Source organism: Nonomuraea sp. NPDC050663 (assembly GCF_044456985.1).
Lineage (GTDB): Bacteria > Actinomycetota > Actinomycetes > Streptosporangiales > Streptosporangiaceae > Nonomuraea.
Genome location: NZ_JBITGL010000027.1, coordinates 29590 through 47885, shown reverse-complemented (window position 1 = coordinate 47885; position 18296 = coordinate 29590). Strand labels below are relative to the sequence as shown.

At 70.4% G+C, this 18296-nt stretch carries 23 protein-coding genes and 1 riboswitch; of the genes, 16 read left to right on the top strand and 7 right to left on the bottom strand.

Annotated features, from left to right (window positions below):
* Positions 1–19 precede the first annotated feature (19 nt).
* From ACIBH1_RS46080 to ACIBH1_RS46065, 4 genes are all read left to right on the top strand, one after another.
* Positions 20–898, top strand: a complete 879-nt coding sequence (locus ACIBH1_RS46080; RefSeq protein WP_397320462.1) for an Fpg/Nei family DNA glycosylase — start codon at positions 20–22, stop codon at positions 896–898.
* A 13-nt stretch (positions 899–911) separates the two neighbouring features.
* Positions 912–1235, top strand: coding sequence for a rhodanese-like domain-containing protein (locus tag ACIBH1_RS46075; RefSeq protein ID WP_397320461.1), 324 nt, complete (start codon positions 912–914; stop codon positions 1233–1235).
* 67 nt (positions 1236–1302) lie between these two features.
* Entirely contained in the window at positions 1303–1731 is a 429-nt protein-coding gene (locus tag ACIBH1_RS46070; RefSeq protein ID WP_397320460.1) for a hypothetical protein, read from the top strand.
* A 42-nt stretch (positions 1732–1773) separates the two neighbouring features.
* Positions 1774–1887, top strand: a riboswitch (TPP riboswitch).
* A complete protein-coding gene (locus ACIBH1_RS46065) occupies positions 1877–3199 on the top strand; it encodes a purine-cytosine permease family protein (RefSeq protein WP_397320459.1) in 1323 nt (440 codons plus the stop codon). (Overlaps the previous riboswitch by 11 nt.)
* Here the strand turns inward: ACIBH1_RS46065 and ACIBH1_RS46060 are convergent.
* Entirely contained in the window at positions 3168–3719 is a 552-nt protein-coding gene (locus ACIBH1_RS46060; protein WP_397320458.1) for a methylated-DNA--[protein]-cysteine S-methyltransferase, read from the bottom strand. The two genes, ACIBH1_RS46065 and ACIBH1_RS46060, sit on opposite strands and share 32 nt — an antisense overlap.
* On the opposite strand from ACIBH1_RS46060, the gene ACIBH1_RS46055 reads away from it, so the two are divergent.
* Together ACIBH1_RS46055 and ACIBH1_RS46050 are read left to right on the top strand one after the other, a co-directional pair.
* Positions 3718–5631 (top strand): PAS domain S-box protein, encoded by a 1914-nt coding sequence (locus ACIBH1_RS46055; protein ID WP_397320457.1) that lies wholly within the window; start codon positions 3718–3720, stop codon positions 5629–5631. The genes ACIBH1_RS46060 and ACIBH1_RS46055 overlap by 2 nt on opposite strands.
* Before the next feature lie 152 nt (positions 5632–5783).
* Complete coding sequence (locus ACIBH1_RS46050) at positions 5784–6206, top strand: ATP-binding protein (RefSeq protein ID WP_397320456.1); 423 nt, start codon at positions 5784–5786, stop codon at positions 6204–6206.
* Here ACIBH1_RS46050 and ACIBH1_RS46045 read toward each other — a convergent pair.
* The 3 genes from ACIBH1_RS46045 to ACIBH1_RS46035 are packed head-to-tail and all read right to left on the bottom strand — an operon-like array spanning position 6203 to position 7245.
* Positions 6203–6811 (bottom strand): YidC/Oxa1 family membrane protein insertase, encoded by a 609-nt coding sequence (locus ACIBH1_RS46045; RefSeq protein WP_397320455.1) that lies wholly within the window; start codon positions 6809–6811, stop codon positions 6203–6205. The genes ACIBH1_RS46050 and ACIBH1_RS46045 overlap by 4 nt on opposite strands.
* 24 nt (positions 6812–6835) lie before the next feature.
* Positions 6836–7072 (bottom strand): DUF6412 domain-containing protein, encoded by a 237-nt coding sequence (locus ACIBH1_RS46040; RefSeq protein WP_397320454.1) that lies wholly within the window; start codon positions 7070–7072, stop codon positions 6836–6838.
* A complete protein-coding gene (locus tag ACIBH1_RS46035; protein ID WP_181611165.1) occupies positions 7069–7245 on the bottom strand; it encodes a hypothetical protein in 177 nt (58 codons plus the stop codon). The genes ACIBH1_RS46040 and ACIBH1_RS46035 overlap by 4 nt, the downstream gene beginning before the upstream one ends.
* 52 nt (positions 7246–7297) lie before the next feature.
* Here ACIBH1_RS46035 and ACIBH1_RS46030 point away from each other — a divergent pair, with 52 nt between their 5' ends.
* From ACIBH1_RS46030 to ACIBH1_RS46020, 3 genes are read left to right on the top strand one after another with little or no spacing between them, the layout of a single operon-like run.
* Positions 7298–7543, top strand: a complete 246-nt coding sequence (locus ACIBH1_RS46030; RefSeq protein WP_397320453.1) for a response regulator transcription factor — start codon at positions 7298–7300, stop codon at positions 7541–7543.
* The gene (locus ACIBH1_RS46025; protein ID WP_397320451.1) at positions 7504–7716 is read left to right on the top strand and encodes a winged helix-turn-helix domain-containing protein; all 213 of its coding nucleotides are present in this window, start codon (positions 7504–7506) and stop codon (positions 7714–7716) included. The genes ACIBH1_RS46030 and ACIBH1_RS46025 overlap by 40 nt, the downstream gene beginning before the upstream one ends.
* A 52-nt stretch (positions 7717–7768) precedes the next feature.
* Entirely contained in the window at positions 7769–8164 is a 396-nt protein-coding gene (locus tag ACIBH1_RS46020; RefSeq protein WP_397320450.1) for a hypothetical protein, read from the top strand.
* On the opposite strand, the gene ACIBH1_RS46015 is transcribed toward ACIBH1_RS46020, so the two are convergent.
* A complete protein-coding gene (locus ACIBH1_RS46015) occupies positions 8161–8436 on the bottom strand; it encodes a hypothetical protein (protein ID WP_397320449.1) in 276 nt (91 codons plus the stop codon). The two genes, ACIBH1_RS46020 and ACIBH1_RS46015, sit on opposite strands and share 4 nt — an antisense overlap.
* A 302-nt stretch (positions 8437–8738) precedes the next feature.
* Here ACIBH1_RS46015 and ACIBH1_RS46010 point away from each other — a divergent pair, with 302 nt between their 5' ends.
* From ACIBH1_RS46010 to mptB, 3 genes are read left to right on the top strand one after another with little or no spacing between them, the layout of a single operon-like run.
* Positions 8739–9086, top strand: a complete 348-nt coding sequence (locus ACIBH1_RS46010) for an STAS domain-containing protein (protein ID WP_397320448.1) — start codon at positions 8739–8741, stop codon at positions 9084–9086.
* Positions 9083–9793, top strand: a complete 711-nt coding sequence (locus ACIBH1_RS46005; protein ID WP_397320447.1) for a glycosyltransferase family 2 protein — start codon at positions 9083–9085, stop codon at positions 9791–9793. The genes ACIBH1_RS46010 and ACIBH1_RS46005 overlap by 4 nt, the downstream gene beginning before the upstream one ends.
* Positions 9794–9817: 24 nt before the next feature.
* The gene (mptB, locus tag ACIBH1_RS46000; protein ID WP_397320446.1) at positions 9818–11233 is read left to right on the top strand and encodes a polyprenol phosphomannose-dependent alpha 1,6 mannosyltransferase MptB; all 1416 of its coding nucleotides are present in this window, start codon (positions 9818–9820) and stop codon (positions 11231–11233) included.
* Here mptB and ACIBH1_RS45995 read toward each other — a convergent pair.
* Complete coding sequence (locus ACIBH1_RS45995; protein ID WP_397320445.1) at positions 11115–13289, bottom strand: hypothetical protein; 2175 nt, start codon at positions 13287–13289, stop codon at positions 11115–11117. The two genes, mptB and ACIBH1_RS45995, sit on opposite strands and share 119 nt — an antisense overlap.
* A 57-nt stretch (positions 13290–13346) precedes the next feature.
* On the opposite strand from ACIBH1_RS45995, the gene ACIBH1_RS45990 reads away from it, so the two are divergent.
* Genes ACIBH1_RS45990 through serS form a run of 4 tightly spaced genes read left to right on the top strand, consistent with a single transcriptional unit; the run spans position 13347 to position 17195 of the window.
* On the top strand, positions 13347–14528 hold the full coding sequence (locus ACIBH1_RS45990) for a glycosyltransferase family 87 protein (RefSeq protein ID WP_397320444.1): 1182 nt from the start codon (positions 13347–13349) through the stop codon (positions 14526–14528).
* 1 nt (position 14529) lies between these two features.
* On the top strand, positions 14530–14949 hold the full coding sequence (locus ACIBH1_RS45985) for a DUF4446 family protein (protein ID WP_397320443.1): 420 nt from the start codon (positions 14530–14532) through the stop codon (positions 14947–14949).
* A gap of 23 nt (positions 14950–14972) precedes the next feature.
* Positions 14973–15890 carry a prephenate dehydratase gene (pheA, locus tag ACIBH1_RS45980; RefSeq protein ID WP_397320442.1) on the top strand — a complete coding sequence of 306 codons (918 nt, stop codon included), beginning with the start codon at positions 14973–14975 and terminating at the stop codon, positions 15888–15890.
* Between the two features lie 42 nt (positions 15891–15932).
* Positions 15933–17195 carry a serine--tRNA ligase gene (serS, locus tag ACIBH1_RS45975; protein ID WP_397320441.1) on the top strand — a complete coding sequence of 421 codons (1263 nt, stop codon included), beginning with the start codon at positions 15933–15935 and terminating at the stop codon, positions 17193–17195.
* A 9-nt stretch (positions 17196–17204) separates the two neighbouring features.
* Here serS and ACIBH1_RS45970 read toward each other — a convergent pair whose 3' ends face one another.
* The gene (locus tag ACIBH1_RS45970) at positions 17205–18179 is read right to left on the bottom strand and encodes a hypothetical protein (protein ID WP_397320440.1); all 975 of its coding nucleotides are present in this window, start codon (positions 18177–18179) and stop codon (positions 17205–17207) included.
* Between the last annotated feature and the right edge of the window lie 117 nt (positions 18180–18296).

The following is an 18296-nucleotide window of genomic DNA, read 5'->3' as shown; positions in this document are numbered from 1 at the left end:
TGGACCATAATCTGGATGCATGCCGGAACTTCCCGAAGTGGAGTCGCTCACAGAGTTCCTCCGCGATCGTGCCGTCGGACACACCGTGGTCGGAGTCGACGTGGTCGGCTTCCAGGCTCTCAAGACCTTCGACCCGCCCGTCAGCGCGCTCGGCGGCCTGGAGATCACCGGGGTCAGCAGGCACGGCAAGTTCCTCGACCTCGACTGCGACGGGCTGCACCTGGTGATCCACCTGGCCAGGGCGGGCTGGTTGCGGTGGAAGGAAGACCTGTCGGGCGCCAAACCGGTACGACCGGGCAAGGGCCCGCTCGCCGTGAGAGTACGGCTCTCGCCGAACGAACTGGGCCTGGCTCCCGGCTTCGAGCTCACCGAGGCGGGCACGCAGAAACGCCTGGCCGTCTACGTGGTCAAGGATCCCGCCGAGGTCCCGGGGGTGGCCGCGCTCGGCCCCGACCCGCTGGCGCCGGAGTTCACCGTGGCCAAGCTGCAGGAGATCCTGGGCGGCAACCGCACGCAGATCAAGGGACTGCTGCGCGACCAGAAGGTGATCGCCGGCATCGGCAACGCCTACTCCGACGAGGTGCTGCACGCCGCGAAGATGTCACCCTTCAAGATCGCGGCGTCGCTCACCCCCGAGCAGGTCGCCGACCTGCACGAGGCCATCGTGACCACGCTGCGCGACGCGGTCGAGCGCGCTCACGGCCTGGCCGCCAAGGACCTGAAGGCGGAGAAGAAGTCGGGCCTGCGCGTGCACAACCGCGCCGGGCAGCCCTGCGACGTCTGCGGCGACACCATCCGCGAGGTGTCGTTCGCCGACTCCTCGCTGCAGTATTGCCCCACCTGCCAGACCGGCGGCAAGCCCTTGGCCGACCGCCGCATGTCCAAGCTGCTGAAGTGAGAAACTAGGACCCATGACGGTTCCCGAGATCCAGGCGCGTGAAGTGCCCGATGACGCCTACCTGCTCGATGTGCGCGAGCAGATGGAGTGGGTGTCAGGCCACGCGCCGAAGGCCGTGCACATCCCGCTCGGCGAGTTGCAGGCGAGGGTCGACGAGGTGCCCGCGGGCGAGACCGTCTACGTGATCTGCCGGGTGGGCGGGCGCTCCTACAACGCCGCGGCCTGGCTCAACCACATCGGCCGCCAGGCGATCAACGTCGACGGAGGCATGCAGGCCTGGGACGCCGCGCAGCTCCCGATGGTCAGCGAGACCGGCCAGGACCCGTTCGTCGCCTAGCGCATACCTCCGACATACCGCCGACTCCTACGGTGTTGGGCACCTGTCCAAGATCGAAGGAGTCGACATGAAGTTGAGATCCGTGTCCGCGCTGGCGGCGGGAGTCCTCATGGCGTTGACGGGCCTGGTCGTCACCGCTCCCGCGGCCTCGGCCGCCAGCGTTTCCGGGTGTGACAGCTCGAGGGTTACGGAGCACTACCTCGGCTGGGTGAAGGCCCGGGTCGTCATGTCGCGTGGCTGTGACGTCAAGTCCGGCTCCAACACCTACCGCAACCAGGACTTCGTCTCCTTCTCCCTCAAGGACACCAAGTGCGACAAGTCCGGTGTCCGGATCACCATCCACCGGGGGGACCTCGCGCTGTGGACGAAGTACAACGGCTCCGGGTGCGACGAGACCGTCACGGGGACAGGGTGGACCGGCGCCCAGTCCGGCAAGTGGTACGTCAATTTCAGCGGCGACAAGTACGGCCAGACCCCGAAGGTCACGATCAGCTAGCCCGAGTGGCCTAAAGCGGGGCGAATGGTGCATCATTGGCACCAAAATCAACGCGGGAGCTTGGGGCAACCAGGCTGAGAGGGCGACTACGGCTGTCGCCGACCGCATGAACCTGTCCGGGTAATGCCGGCGTAGGGAGAGTGTGATGACGCGCGTCGTCGATCAGCATCATGCCGAAGTCCCGCTGACCCTCGAGGGCGCGCCGCCCAAGGTGCTCGGCGTGCTCGACCAGGGTGCGCTCTGGGCCAACCTGGCCGTCAGCCTGCTGGGCTTCTCCGGAGCGCTCGCCCTGGTCAACGCGGCCCAGGGGGCCCCGCTCAGTCTGGCCGCGGCGCTGACGGCCACCGTCGTCGGCAGCCTGATCGGCACCGTGATGGTGGCGCTGTCGGCCATCCCCGGCACCCAGACGGGCCGGCCCTCGATGGTCCTGCTGCGCGGCCTGTTCGGGGCCAAGGTGTCGTACGTGCCCACGGTGCTGAACGTGGTCCAGATGCTCGGCTGGGGGGCCTTCGAGCTGTGGGTCATCGCCATCGGCTGCCAGGCGATCTTCGGCGACGCCGTGCCGTACGCGGTGTGGGTCATCGCGGCCGGGGTGCTGACCACGGTGCTGACGATCTGGCCGCTCGGCGCGATCCGGGTGCTGCGGCGCTACGTGACCATCGCGGTGATCATCGCGTTGGCCTACTACGCCTGGCGGTTCCTCGGCCAGGCGCCGCCGCAGTCGGGCGGCTCGTGGACCGGGTTCGGCCCCGCGGTCGACTACGTGATCGCCCTGTCGGTGTCGTGGGTGCCGCTGGCCGCCGACTTCGCCCGGCACTCGCGCAGCTCCGGCGCCGCCTTCGCCGGGGTGGTCGGCGGCTACACGCTGGCCCAGGTCGCCTGCCTGGGGCTGGGCATCTACGCGGTCGCGCTGACCGGCTCGGGCGACGTCTTCCCCACCTTCGTGGCGGTGCCGCTGGGCGCGCTGTTCTTCGGCATCCTCATCCTGCGCGAGACCGACCAGTCGTTCGCCAACGTCTACTCGACGACCATGTCGCTGCAGAACTTCCTGCCGCGCGTGGACCGGCGTGTCCTGTCGGTGATCGTGGGCGTGATCACGACGCTGATCGCGATCTGGGTCAGCGCCGACACCTACGCGTCGTTCCTGTCGGTGATCGGCGCCGTGTTCGTGCCGATGTTCGCCGTGCTCGCGGTCGACTACTTCGTCCTGGGCGGCAGGGCGCGCTGGAACACCGACGAGGACGCGCCCTCGCGCTGGTCGATGCTGATCCCGTGGGCGCTCGGCTTCGTCGCCTACTGGCTGACGACCTCGGCCGCGACGGTCGCGGGCTGGGACTCCTTCTGGACAGGCGTGCGCGACGCGATCGGCTTCGAGCGCCAGCCGTGGATGAACGGCGCGCTCGGGGCCTTCGTCGTCGCGGCGCTGGTGACGCTGCTCATCGGGCTGCTGCGCGGCTCTCGACGGTGAGCAGATGACGCTTGGCGGCGGCGCCTCCGGCGTAGCCGCCGTCGTCGGCGATGCGGTGGCAGGGCACGACCACGCACACGGGATTGGTCTGCAGCGCGTTGCTCACGGCGTGGAGCGCCTGCGGCCGCCCGATGCGCTCGGCGAGCGCCGCGTGGGTGGTCGTGGTGGAGTACGGCACGGCGACCATCATCTTGAGCACCGTGCGCGCGAACGGAGTGGCGAGTTGCAGGTCGGCGGAGAGGGTGAAGGTGCGAAGGCGCCCGGAGAAGTAGGCGTCGAGCTCGCGCCGCACCGGGTCGAGCCGGCGCGCGTCGGCGCCGATCGTGCCGCCGACCACGCGGCTGATGCGTTCGAAGACCACGTGCTCGTCCTCGTAACTGCAGGCCACGACGCCGCGGTTGGACGCCGCCAGCACGAGCGTGCCCACGGCGCCGGCGTAGGTGCCGAAGGCGATGTCGGGCGGACCATCGCCCCGGTAGGTGGGTGAGGTGACCCGCAACAGGGCTTCGAGGTCAGACATGGTGACGGCAGCGTATCGGACCATAGTGCCTGCGGAGCGCTCACGACCTCGGCAGTATGGAGATGTGAGTGGCGACTGGGATGACAGCTTGGCCGAGGCCGTGCTGTCCAGCTCGCCCAACGCGGTGGTGGCGCTCGACCGCGACCAGACGGTCCTGATGTGGAATCCCGCCGCGGAACGACTGTTCGGCTGGACGGCCGACGAGATGGTCGGCCGCAGGGCCCCGATCGTGCCGGAGGAGCTCACGGCCGAGCACAACGCCGTGCTCGAAAGGGTGCGCACCGGCGGCCAGGTCTCGCTGCGCACCAAGCGGTTCCGCCGCGACGGCACCCTGCTCGACCTGCGGGTCGACACCAGCGCGTTGTGCCAGGGCACCTCGGTGGTGGGTTACGTGTGCGTGCACCACCTGGTGCGCGACGACATCGCGGCGCGCAGCCGCGGAGCCAGGCGGGCGCAGCTGGTGCGCAAGCTGACCGACGTGGTCGGCGACATCAACGCGGCCCTGGAGCTACCGGCGGTGCTCGACAGGATCGCCGCCAGCCTGACCGAGCTGACCGGCGCCGACGCCGGGGGATTCGTGCTCATCGAGGGCGACCGGTTGCGCCTGGTGGCCTCGCACCAGCTGCCCGAGCAGCTCAAGGACGCCACGGCCGACCTGGACACCAGCCTCGTCGGCAAGCTGATGCGCACCGGCAAGACGGTCATGCTCGAAGGCCAGGAGCTCGACGACCTGATCTGGGCGCAGCTGCCGGGCCTGCACACCATCGCGCTGGGCCTGGCGGCGGTGGGCGGCCGGCCGTACGGCGGGCTCTACGCGCTGTTCTGCAAGCGCAAGCCGGGCCACGTGGAGCTGGAGCTCCTCGAACTGCTCGCCGGGCACGCGGGGATCGCCGTGTCGAACGCCGTCGCCTACCAGGACGCCGTGCGCCAGCGGGCGCACGAGCGGGCGGTCTTCGACGCCAGCGCCGACGGCATAGCGGTGCTCGACGCCATGGGCCGGGTGATCCAGTGGAACCCGGCGGCGGGCGAGCTGACCGGCTTCTCCAGCGAGGCGGTGCTCGGCGGCCCGCCGCCCTTCCCGCTGCCCGCGCCCGGCGAGAAGCTGACCGTGCAGCTGACCACGGGCCGCTGGCTCGACGTGGTCGCGGCGGAGATCGTGGAGACGGGGGAGGTCGTGGTCGACTTCCGCGACGTCACGGCCGCCAAGGAGCTCGAGGAGGCCAAGGACCTGTTCCTGGCGATGACCAGCCACGAGCTTCGCACGCCCATCACGATCGTGCGGGGCTTCGCCAGCACGCTCGACTCGCGGTGGGACAAGATGAACGACTTCGAGCGGCGTGGGGCGGTGCGCACCATCGCCGAACGTTCGCGCTCGCTGGGTCAGCTGATGGACCACCTGCTGCTGGGAGCCAGGGCGGGCGCCGACGAGCTGGCCGTGCGCATCGAGGGCTTCGACCTGGCCGAGCGCATCCACGCCGCGACGCTCGGTCTGCCCGAGCTGTCCGACGACCACCGGGTCGAGGTGAACGTGCCCGACCGGCTCCCTCGCGTGAGCGGCGACGCGCTGGCCACCGACATCATCCTGGGCCAGCTGCTGGAGAACGCCTTCAAGTACTCACCCAACGGCGGGCTGATCGCGGTCGAGGCGTGGGAGGAGGACGGCGCCGTGGTGGTGGCCGTCGACGACGAGGGCGTCGGCATCCGGCCTGACGACCGCGAGCGCATCTTCGAGCGTTTCGTCCAGGTCGACAGCGGCGACCGCCGTCAGTTCGGAGGGGTCGGTCTGGGGCTCTACATCGTGCGCAGCCTGGCGCGTGCGCAGGGCGGTCAGGTGACGGCTCATCCCAGGCCAGGGGGAGGAACCAGGATGCGGCTGGCGCTCATTATCGAACCCGACACACCGGAGCGGTAACGAGGTGGTCACGGATGCGCTGAACTATCGTCCAATGTGTACAAGCTGTGATCGTAGTCCGGTTTCTGGGACCGGGTAACGGGGCATTTCGGTCGTACCGGGGTGTGTTCCCACTGTGAGCCCACGGGGGGACTGGGATCGGGGAGGTGGGTGTGTCGAGCGTGGTGCTACTTCCGTACGCACCGTCCAGCGTCGCCGTCGCACGCCAGCGCCTCAGCACTGAATTGCAGGAGTGGGGGGTCTTCTCCGGCGCCATCGACGACGCGGTCCTGGTCGTGAGCGAGCTGTTGAGCAATGCGCTCCGGCACGCCCATCCATTGCCTTCCGGCATGGTCCGCGTCGCATGGTTCTGGAGTGACGACGTGGTCGAGGTCGCCGTCAGCGACGGCGGCGCGGCCACGGAACCACGGGCCGGACGGCCCACCCTCTCCTCGCTGGGGGGCCGTGGCCTGGGCATCGTTGAGTTTGTGGCGCAGAAATGGGGAGTGCGTCACGAGGGTGAGGTGACCACGGTGTGGGCGGTTCTGCCCGCCCCGCACACCGTCGGTGAGCCGGCGCTCAAGGAAGCGGGTTAGCTGTACAACACCACGCGTTCCGCGTAGCTCCACGTCGTCGAGATGAGTAGGTACAGCCCGGCCGCCATCGGCAGGAACAACGCCGCCGCGGCCGCGCCGTACGCCATCAACGGGAGCATCTTCCGCATCATTTCGGGCTGATCTTCGGGTAGTTTCGCTTTCACCCTGCGTGAAGTGAGCCAGGCCACCGCGATGATCGCCAGAATCATCGCGGCGAAGACCCAAAATGGCCAGCTGATCAGACCGAAATTGGCGACCACGGCCGAGAGACTCAGGCCGAGCGGGTCGTAGCCGACGAGTGCGGTCGGGTGTGTCGCGACGCGATACATCAGCCACATGAACGGCAGCTGCGCCAGAGCGGGCAGGAATCCGGCGAACACCGAGATGCCCTCCTGGGCGTGCGCCGCGGTGATCTCCTTCTGGAGTCGCTCAGGATTCTTGGCGTAGCGCTTCTGCAGTTGCTTCAGGCGCGGGGCGAGCTTCTGGCGGATCTTGGCGACCCGGGCCTGGCGGATGGCCAGCGGCAGGATCAGCAGGCGTACGGCAAGCGTGAAGACGACGATGACGATCGCGGGATGCGCCAGGCCGGTGATGAATTCGATCATGTGCCCTTCTCAAGGAGTTCCCTGTCATTGCGCGAAGACAGGGCTCCCTGATGGGGCTCTTGGATGCGGTTTGCCCGCCGCGTCTGGGTCGCTGAGGCGGGCGGCGGGGGTGCGCGTGCCGTACACCCTGAAGAAGGCGGGCACGCCGACGTCGCTCGAGGGCACCGGCCTGCTGCTCAGCCAGAAGGCGAACAGCAGGCCCGCGACGAGGATCAGGCTGGCCGGATCGTGGAGAAGGGCCAGCGCGAAAAGGAGGGTCACCGGTACGACGAGGACGATCCGCTGAAGACGCGGATGACCAGGAAGAACACCACCCCGATGACGCCGATGATGAGAGCGATCTTCAGCAGCCCCAGAACCATGGGGACGATGAAGTTGAACAGCACGAAGATCGCCAGCAGCGTGCCCACGACGAGCATGACCATTCGACCCATGGGGACACGGTACGTCCTGCGGCGCCCGGCCGCGAGGCCTACCGTGGGGGTCGTGCGGAGCAGGATCCTGGTGGTGGAGGACGATCCGATGGTCGCCGAGGTCGTCGCCCGCTACCTCGAACACGACGGCCACGTGGTCGAATGCGTGGCCGACGGCGTCGAGGCGATGCGGCGCGCCCTCGACGCGCCCCCTGACCTCATGGTGCTCGGCCCGTCGACGTGGGCGCCGGGCAGGCACGGCTCGGCGATCACGAGATCGTGCTCACCGCGCGCGAGTTCGACCTGCTCGCCCACCTGATGCGCCACCCGGGCCAGGCCTTCAGCCGCGCCGCCCTCCTCGACCAGGTCTGGGGATGGTCCTTCGGCGACGCGTCGACCGTCACCGTGCACGTGCGCCGGCTGCGCGAGAAGATCGGGCCACGCCGGATCGTCACCGTCTGGGGCGTGGGCTACCGCTACGAGCCCGCGTGAGCCGTACGGCCCGCCCGCGCGTCTTATGGTCATGAAGGTATGGCGAAGTGTCGTGACCGCCGCCCTGCTGCTGGCCCTGGGCCTGGCAGCCGCACCCCCGGCGCAGGCGGCGGGCAGGACGGTCTGGATCCAGCTCCGCGAGGAAGGCGGGTTCGCCGGACTCCAGGACCGGGTGACCGTCTACAAGGACGGCTGCGTGCGGCTCAGCCGTCGCACGGGGCCGACCGTGGACAAGTGCCTCACCGCGGGGGAGGTGCGCAAGCTGAAGGGGTACCTGAAGAAGCTGAGCCTGGGCCGCTCGCAGAAGCCGCCGCAGGGCGCGGACTTCATCAAGTACACCCTCACCTACAAGGGGCACCGGGTCAGTAAGTACACGCTCACGAAGACGTGGAGGCCGGTGGTGGCGCACCTGGAGAAGATCCTCCAGAAGTACTGGGCGCCCGACTAGGCCGACTCCGTGAGGGCCGACGGCTGTGCCCCGAACGACTCCGCCATCGCGCGGAAGGTGGGGCACGGCCAGCGCCACATGCAGCTGCGGCAGCGCAGGATCGGATGGGCCGTGTCGCTCGTGATGCCGCCGGCGTCGCGCGGCTGGTGCAGATCGAGCAGCCGCAGCCCGAGCTCGGCGAAGACCAGGAGCTCGTCGCGCGCGCCCGCCAGGAAGTCGAGATCTTCGCCCGCCAGCCGGGCGCGGATGGGCACGTAGCCCTCGTGGTTCACCAGGCCACGCAGATGGCCCGCTTCGTCATGCCATGAAGTGGCCTTCTCCGTGCGAAGCAGGATCGACTCCAGCCGTTCGCGGAGCCTGGCTCGTTGAGGATCTTCGGCACGCTCTATGTTCATGTTGTTGCGCAGGCCTGAGGCACTAGGCCCGTCCCCCCTTCCCGGCTTCGCCGGTGTCACGCTGTTAAGCTTTGCGTACTCTGCGTTTGCTTGCAGGCCAAACGGGGGACAAAAACCTGACACCCCCCGATCGGCGTGACAACGTGACCCGGAGCGCCGTCGCCGATAGCCTGCCCTCTGTGGAGCTCAAGGTCTCGACTCGATCACACGCCGGCCACGCCCTGGTGGCGATCGCCGGTGAAATCGACCTCTATACGGCACCCCGCCTGCAGTCGGAGTTCACCCGACTTCTCCAGGACGGGCCCAGCCGGGTGGTCATCGACATGTCCAGCGTGGAGTTCTGCGACTCCACGGGGATGAACGTCCTGCTCTCGGCGCTCAAGCGCATCAAGGAGCAGGGCGGCCAGCTGGACGTAGCGGCGCCACGTCCGGCCGTACGCAAGATTCTGCAGGTCACCGGGCTCGACTCGGTGTTCACCGTGCACGAGACGGTGCCGGAGGAGTTCCTGATCTCAGAGGGATCATGACTCCTGACACCGCGGTCGTCATCCCGGCCAAGGATGAAGGGGCCCGCATCGGGCCGACGGTCGTCGCCGCTCTGGCGCTGCCAGGCGTCGATCTCGTCGTGGTCGTCGACGACGGCTCGCGCGACGACACCGGACGCGTCGCCCGCGCCGCCGGCGCCAGAGTCGTGCGACACAGCCGCAACCGCGGCAAGTCGGCGGCGATGGAGACCGGCGCCGAGGCGGTGCGGCTGCTCGACACGGCGGCGCCGCGGCACCTGCTCTTCCTCGACGCCGACCTCGGCGCGTCGGCGGCCACGGCGGCGGCGCTCGTCGAGCCCGTCCGCGCCGGCGTCGCCGACATGGCGACCGCCGTCTTCGTCAACCGGGTGAAGCTCGGCGGGCTCGGCATGGTCGTCGGGCTGTCGCGCGAAGGGGTCAAGCGCGCCACCGGCTTCGAGGCCGCCCAGCCCCTGAACGGCCAGCGATGTCTCACCCGCGACGCCTTCGAGGCGGCCAGGCCGCTCGCCCACGGGTGGGGTGTCGAGACGGCCATGCTCATCGACCTGCTCAGGAAGGGATTCCGGGTGGTCGAGGTCGAGGTGGAGATGGCCCACCGCGCCACCGGCACCGACTGGAAGGCCCAGCTCCACCGGGCCAGGCAGCTGAGAGACGTGGCCAGGGCGTTGCTGGCGCGCGAGAGCCTGATGCGGGGAGCCGCGTCGAAGTAGCGCCGGGTGTGCTGGAATTTGCGGGTGACAGGATCGAAAGCCGCGCTGGTGGCCATCGCGTCGTCCGTGCTGCTCACGATCACCATCGGTCTGCTCGGACCCTCGGCCGTCGTCCCCGCCCTGCCCGGTGAGGCCTGGCAGCCTCCCTACTCCCTGGCCGCGCACCCCGGCCCCCACCTGGTCATCGCCCTGTCGGCCCTGGCGGTCGTCACTGGCGGCATCGGCCTCGTCGCCGGCCTCGTCAGGCCGCCCGCCGTCGATCCGCGCCGCCTCGTCACGGCCGGATACGCCGCGGCCGGCCTGCTCGCCTTCCTGCCGCCCTCCGGTTCGGCCGACCACCTCAACTACGCCGCCTACGGCCGCATGGTCACCCTCGGGCTCAACCCCTACGTCCACGGCGCCATCGACCTGCCGGGCGATCCGGTGGCCGGAGCCGTCGAGGAACCATGGCGCGAGGAACCGAGCGTCTACGGGCCCGTCGCGACCGCCGTCCAGGCGCTGGCGAGCTGGATCGGGGGCGACTCGGTCAAGCTGACGATCTTCATGCTGGCGGTCGTCAACGCCGCCGCCTTCATCGGCACGGGACTGCTGATCGACCGCTTCACCCGCCACGACCCGGCGCTGCGGCTGCGGGGCGCGTTGTTGTGGACGGCCAACCCGCTGCTGATCTACCAGTTGGTCGCGGGCATGCACATCGACACGCTCGCCATCGCCTTCATGGTCGCCGCGCTGCTGTCCCGCGCCCATCCCGTCGGCGGGGGAGCGTTGCTGGGGCTCGGGGTGGCGGTCAAGCTCAACGCCGGGCTCGTGGCGCTCGGGCCCGCGTGGGAGCTGCGGCGGCGGCCCGGGCGGCTCGCGCTGATGGCGGGGACCGCGCTGGCCGTGGTCGCGGTGGGATACGCGATCGCCGGGAGCGCCGCCTTCGACCAGCTGGGCCGTACGAGCAAGGCGATCTCGTTCGCCTCGCCGTGGAAGCTGGTGCAGGGGTGGCTGCAGGGCCTGTTCGGCTCGGGCGCCTACCGGGCGGAGATCCAGGTGGGGGCGCTGCTCCTGATGGCGCTGCTCGCCTGGCGGCTGCTGCGCGCCTCGGGCCGGGAGGTCGACGCGCCGCGGGTGGCGGCCGCCCTCGCGATCGCCTACCTGGTCGCCACGCCCTACATCCTGCCCTGGTACGACGGCCTGGCCTTCGGCCTGCTCGCCCTCGTCGCCGCCTCCGCGCTCGACCGGTTCATGGCCGTGCACCTGGCGATCCTGTCGCTCGGCTACCTCCCGGCGAGGATCCAGGAGGTCCCTGACGACGTCGAGTGGCTCAGGACCGTGGTCAGAGCGGGTCTGGTGCCGTGGGCGCTGCTGGGGCTGACGGTTGCGCTGGTGTGGTGGGCGTGGCGAGCCGGAGCGCGCGCACCGAGGCGGCCAGAGCCAGCGGCACCGCGACCGTGAGGGCCATCGCCGGGATGGCGATGCCCGAGTCGTTGATCAGGAAGCCGACCAGAGCGCTGGTGAGCGCGCCGAACAGGCCGGCGCGCAGCTCCGGAGCGTAGGCGTAGGCCTGGCCGAGAGCCGCCGCCCCCCAGCGTGAGGGGCGGTCGAGCACGAAGAACAGGAAGGCCAGCGCCACCAGCGAGAGCAGGGTCAGCGACCAGTTGCCGTAGATGAGGCCGATCATCGCCAGGAACTTGCGGGTGACGATCGTCAGCGCCGTGCCGTCGATGATCTGCTGGACGAACGTGCCCAGGTGGGTGCGCTGGTCGGAGGGGCGCAGCCAGTCGACGTAGGCCAGGACGCCGATGAGGGCGACGCCCGCGACCCCGACCAGGGCCAGCTTGACCAGCGACACCTTCCGGCCGGAGAGCAGGATCAGGAAGACCGCCAGGCCCAGCACGAAGGCGGGCACGCCGCCGAAGTCGGCGCCCCAGGCGGGGGAGCCGTCGGCGTAGACGGCGAAGCCTCCGTAGAGCGCGCAGGCGACCAGGACCACCGTCATGGACACGCCGCGGCGCAGCAGCCAGTGGGCGACCCCGGCCAGGGCGAGGATGGTGCCGGTGGCGTAGACGGCGAAGGCGATGTTGCTGAAGCCGTAGAACCGGCCGCCGGTCACCGGCTCGTAGCCGGTCACCGCGTTGACCTGGAGCGTCGAACCGGTCATGACGTCGATCAGCAGCGTGAGCGAGGTGACGGCGGCCACCACGGTCAGCGGGCCCATCACATGCGAGCGCCACGGCCCGGCGAAGGCCAGCAGCGTGACGAGCCCGGCGAAGCCGAGGATGGTCGCGATCACGCCCAGCATCGGCGCGGGCAGCTGCCACCACGGGACGAGCTGGGCCAGGAAGGTGGCGATGGCGATGGAGCCGCTGACGACGGAGACGACCTGGACGGTGGCCAGCACCCTGGACGCGGGAGCGGAGGTCTTGGCCTCCCGGCGGCGGAAGGCGAGCGCCGCCAGCACGTAGAAGAGCACCTGCACGCTGACGAGCACCGTGAAGAACGGCCCGCGCACCTCGCGCAGCACCTGGCTCGCGGTGTCCTGGTCGGCCAGGCCCGCCACCGTCTCCGCCGCCGAGGGCGCGGGGCCGCCGTTCTCCCAGACCCGGCCCACGACGTGGGCGGGCTGGGGCAGCCCGAGCACCTTCAGCGCGGTGGCGGTCGTGTCGGTGATGGTGACCAGGCCGTCCTGCCGGGTGGAGCTCGCGGTGAGGAAGGAGTGCTCGTACGGCGAGCCGTGCGCGACGGCGACGTGAAGGTGGGCGTTGACGGTGGTGTCGGAGAGCCCCGCGACCAGGACGGTGGTGCCCTCGGGCAGCTTGCCGAGCAGGGCGCCCACGGTGACGTCGGCGGCGGCGACGGCGCTGAGCCGCTCCTGGACGGTGGGCTCCTGGGAGAAGCCCTGCTCGTCGCGAGGCCGCGCGGTCCAGGCGGCGGCCAGCTGGTCGGCCTCCATCACGATCAGGCTGTAGCCGGACAGGTCGCCGGCGAGCCCGGGTTCCCCGGCATAGGTGTCGACCCGTCCCTGCAGGTCGGCGCCGCCCAGGGCGGCGCCGGGACCGATGGCCGCGATCTTGCCCCCGGCGTCGTGCACGGCCTGGCCCAGGGTGCCGATGCGAGCGTCGTAGCCGGTGCCCGCCTGGAAGGCGACCAGCTCCTGCCAGCCGGGGACGGCGTCGCCGGACGGCTGAGGGGGCATCGAGCAGCCACGGCCGGGCGCACCGGCACGCTGGCCCGCCGAGACGGTCAGCCAGCCCTGGGTGGGACAGGTGACGCCCCGGTCGGGAGGCGGCACGGCACGCGTCGACAACGAGGCGGAGCCGCCCTCCCCGATGAGTCGCCACAGGTTGGGGGTGCGCTCGGCGGACAGGTCGCTCCACTGCAGGCCGGGAATGCCGACGAGGGCGACCCGGCCCTGCGGGGCGGCGTTCGCGGGCATCGCGGCGTTCGCGGGTATTGCGGCGAGCAGGCCCATCAGCACGAACGCCAGCAAGAGCGCGGCGAGACGGCGCATTCGGCTACCCCCGGTGATGACACTGGATCAACTGACCTCACGGTAACGTGCCTGACCGTGGCAGGAGTGAACTGGCGGCAGTGGTGGCCGTGGCCGGCGGTCGCGATCGTCATCGTGCTCGGCGTGTGGCCGCTCGTGGAGTACTGGCTCTCCAACCCCGACGATCAGCGGCTGGTCGACCTCGAGGTCTACCGCGTCGGCGGCCAGATGATCCTCGACGGGCGACCGGTCTACGACTTCGTCACACCGCCGCCGCAGCTGCTGCCCTTCACCTACCCGCCGATCGCGGCGTTGCTGGCCGTACCCCTGGCGTTGATGTCGTGGGACACCGCCCAGTGGGTCTGGACGGCGGGCATCTTCGTCTGCCTGGGCATCACGGTCGGCTTCTCCTTCCGCGAATCGCTGAAGGACTACCGCCCGCTGGTGTTCGCCTTCCTCATGGTGGCGTGCACCTACCTGATGCCCATCCGCGACCAGGTGCGCTTCGGCCAGGTCGACATCCTGCTGGTGGCGCTCTGCCTGGCCGACTGCGTGGCCAAGCGGCCGCGGTGGCCCAGGGGCTTCCTGATCGGCCTGGCCACGGCGGTCAAGCTCACGCCGGGCGTCTTCCTCATCTACCTGCTGATCACCCGCCAGTGGCGCACCTTCTGGACGGCCACCGGGGTGACCGCGCTGCTGACGCTGCTGCCGTTCGCGGTGATCCCGCAGGACGCGGTCGACTTCTGGTTCCACGCGCTGCTCGACCCAGAGCGGCTGGGTTCCAACGCCGGCACCACCAACCAGTCGATGCGCGGCATGCTGATCAGGCTCTACCTGCCGTCCGATCTGCTGACGTCGGCGATCTGGCTCGCGCTGGTCGCGGTGGTGGGCTGGTACGGCTTCCGCTTCGCGCGTGAGGCCTACCGGCGGCAGGACCCGATCACGGCGGTGGCGCTCGTCGGCCTGATGGCCGTGCTGCTGTCGCCGGTGGCCTGGATCCACCACCTGGCCTGGGTCGTCGTGGTGCTGGGAGCGATCGTCGGCGACGCGACCGACGTCACCAGGATCAGGGTGGCGGCCGGCGTGTGGCTCTACTACGTGCTGCCGATCCCCTGGTGGGGAGTGACGCTGAAGGCCGCCGAGATCCCGGTGCTGAGCCCGGTGCTCGGCAAGGTCGTGCAGAACGCCTACGGCCTGGGCGCGCTGGCTTTGGTGTGGTTGCTCGGGACGTGGCTGCCCAAACGACGCTACTCTTTGTAATGTGTTGATTACGATATGGGTGATCGTTGGGGTTCTCGCCGGGGCCGGCGGCGTGGTCATCGGCTACGTGGCGCTCAAACAGGCCCGCATCGCGGTCGACGAGTGCCAGCAGATGCTCGCGCGGCAGACCGGCGTGGGGGCCGCGGGTGACCTCAAGGCCATCCGCGACGTCGCCGTCTACCGCTACGACGCGCTCGAGGAGATGACGGGGCGGCTGTCGTTCTCGGTGGCGATGATCAACGGGCTGGGCGACGGCATCGTGCTCACCTCGATCAACGGCCGCTCCGAGACCCGCACCTACATCCGGCCCGTGGTGGGCGGCAAGGGCAGCCAGCCGCTGTCGCCCGAGGAGGAAGAGGCGGTGCGCGCGGCCAGGCTCGGGCTCGGCCCCGAGATCGAGCCTTCTCAAGCGCGCAGGTGAACGGGGCGGATACCCTGGGGATTATGGTCAGACTCGCCTATCTCGGACCCGAGGGCACCTTCGCCGAGGAAGCGCTGCGGCGCCTGGCGCCCGACGCCGAAGGCCTGCCCGCGGCCAACATCCCGGCCGCGCTCAACGCCGTGCGCAGCGGCGAGGCCGACGGAGCCGTGGTCCCGCTGGAGAACTCCCTCGAAGGTGCGATCGCCACCACCCTCGACGAGTTCGCCTGGGGCGAGCCGCTGCTGATCACCGCCGAGGTGCTGCTGCCGGTGCGTTTCTCGCTGCTGGCGCGCCCCGACACCACGCTCAACCAGATCAAGCGCATCTACTCCCACCCGGCGGCGCTGACGCAGTGCCGCGGCTACATCTCGCGCGAGCTGCCCGACGCCGTCGTGGTGGCCGCGCCCTCCACCGCGGGAGCCGCCCAGGAGGTGGCGCTGCCGGGCTCGCCGTACGACGCGGCCATCGCCGCGCCGATCGCCGGACAGCACTACGGGCTGACCGAGATCGCCTCCGACATCGGCGACCGCACCGACACCATGACCCGCTTCGTGCAGGTCGCCCGGCCGGGAACCCCGTCGGAGCCCACCGGCAGCGACCGCACCACGCTCGTCGTCTTCCTGGCCGACGACCACCCGGGCGCCCTGCTGGAGATGCTCACCGAGTTCTCCGTGCGCGGCGTCAACCTGACCCGCATCGAGTCGCGGCCCACCGGCGACGGCATCGGCCGCTACTTCTTCCACTTCGACTTCGAGGGCCACATCGCCGACGCCCGCGTCGGCGAGGCCGTCTCCGGCCTGCACCGCATCTGCGGCGAGGTGCGCTTCCTGGGCTCCTACCCGCGGGCCGACGGCGTCTCGCCGCAGATCAAGCGCGGGACGGCCGACCCCGAGTTCGCCGAGGCGGCCGAATGGCTCAAGAGGGTGCGCGCAGGCGGGTAATCCGGGCGCGGGCGGCAGTCGCACCTCTGTAGCCTTAGTGTCGTGATTGACCTGCGTACCCTTCGTGAGGATCCCGACAGGCTGCGTGCATCGCAGCGGGCCCGCGGCGAGAGCGACTCGGTCGTCGACTCGCTGCTCGAGCTCGACGAGCGCCGGCGCTCCGCGCTGACCTCGTTCGAGACGCTGCGCGCCGAGCAGAAGTCCATGGGCAAGTCGGTCTCCAAGGCTTCCGGCGAGGAGAAGGCCGCTCTGCTCGAGCGCGCCAAAGACCTCGCCGCGCAGGTCAAGACCGCCGAGGCCGAGGCCGAGCGGCTGGGCGGCGAGCTCGACGAGCTCATGCAGACCATCCCCAACATCGTCGACCCGGCCGCCCCCCACGGCGGCGAAGACGACTACATCGTGCTCGAGACCGTCGGCACGCCGCGCGAGTTCGACTTCGAGCCCAGAGACCATCTGGAGCTCGGCGAGCTGCTCGGCGCGATCGACATGGAGCGCGGCGCCAAGGTGTCGGGCTCGCGGTTCTTCTTCCTCAAGGGCGTCGGCGCCCGCCTGCAGCTCGGCCTGCTCAACATGGCCATGCAGCAGGCGATCGAGGCCGGGTTCGTACCCATGATCACTCCGGTGCTGGTCAAGCCGGAGACCATGGCGGGCACCGGCTTCCACGTCGCGCACGACAAGGAGATCTACCGCCTGCCGGACGACGACCTCTACCTGGTCGGCACCTCCGAGGTCGCGCTCGCGGGCTACCACGCCCACGAGATCCTGCCCGAGGGCGACCTGCCGCTGCGCTACGCGGGCTGGTCGTCGTGCTTCCGCCGCGAGGCGGGCTCCTACGGCAAGGACACCAGGGGCATCATCCGCGTCCACCAGTTCGACAAGGTCGAGATGTTCTCCTACTGCCGTCCCGAGGACGCCTCGGAGGAGCACCAGCGCCTCCTGCGGTGGGAGAAGGAGATGCTCGCCAAGATCGAGGTGCCCTACCGCATCATCGACACGGCCGCGGGCGACCTGGGCATGTCGGCCGCGCGCAAGTTCGACTGCGAGGGCTGGATCCCGACCCAGGGCCGCTACCGCGAGCTCACCTCGACCTCCAACTGCACCGAGTTCCAGGCCCGCAGGCTCGGGGTGCGCTTCCGCGACAAGGACGGCAAGACCCAGTCCGCGGCCACGCTCAACGGCACCCTGGCGACCACGCGGTGGATCGTGGCGATCCTCGAGAACCACCAGCAGGCCGACGGCTCCGTCGTCGTCCCGCAGGCGCTGCGGCCGTTCGTCGGGCTCGACGTGCTGGAGCCGGCCAAGTAACCCGGGGCGTCACTTCAGTACGGCATGGCGCGCGTGACGCCGCACGCCCATGAGGGCGACGGAGCCGAGCGCGAGCCCGCCCCCGGCCGCAGCCAGCAGCGCCGTGCCGTACGAATCCGGCCAGCCGCCGGTCCACAGCCGGAAGGGCAGGAGCACGGCCAGGGTGACGACGATCCCCGCGCTGGCCACGAGCGACAGGGCCTGGCCGCCGACGCGCGATGACACGGCGACGGCGGCCGAGCCGATCAGCAGGCTCACCGTGGCGACCCCGCCGAGCACGGTCAGGCCGTAGGCGTCGAGGAATCCCACCGCCGTGACGAGGGTGGTGGCCGTCCCCACGGCCAGCAGGACGGCCAGGGAGCGCCTGTTGCCGTGCCCCGGGGCGACGGCGAGGAAAAGACCCGCCAGCAGCGTCCACAGCCCCGCCAGGACGGCGATGGCGGTCTCGGGGACGATGTGGTCCTGGCTGGAGTGGTCGAGCGGCACCGCGGCGGCCAGGGAGAGCTCGCCGCCGTTGACGCCGTAGCGCCTCCAGACGCCCCTCTCGTCGCGCACGGCGATCCCGTCGTAGGAATTGGCCACCACGACCACGTGGGAGCCCCCGGGGCGGCCGAGGACGGCCAGAGTCGTGGACTCGGGCGGGCCGTCGAGCGCGCGGCTCAGGAGCTCCACGCGGCCCTCCGAGACCGACCAGGCCTCCCGCCACCTCACGCCGCCGTCGGTCGACTCCTCGACCGACAGGGGCCGGGGGCCGACGCGGTAGCACGACTGGGAGTGGCAGGCGCTCGTCTGGGGACTCTTGGCGGCCTCGCCGGACCAGTAGGTCCAGGTGCGGCCGTGGTCGCGGGAGATCCAGGAGGCCAGGTTGGAGTACGCGAACAGCGCGTCGTCCCTGCGCTCCACCACGTCCACGCGGTCGACGGGAACGGGGCTGCAGGCGGCGAGGGTGAGCAGGGCGATGACGACCCATAATCCGGCTCTCATGCCCGAGTAGACGGCCCCCTGCGGAGCCCGGGTTCGTGAGATGCCGGGATTGTGATCCGGTTGAGACGGCCCCGGAGACGACGAAGGCGGGACTCACCGGGGGTGAGTCCCGCCTAG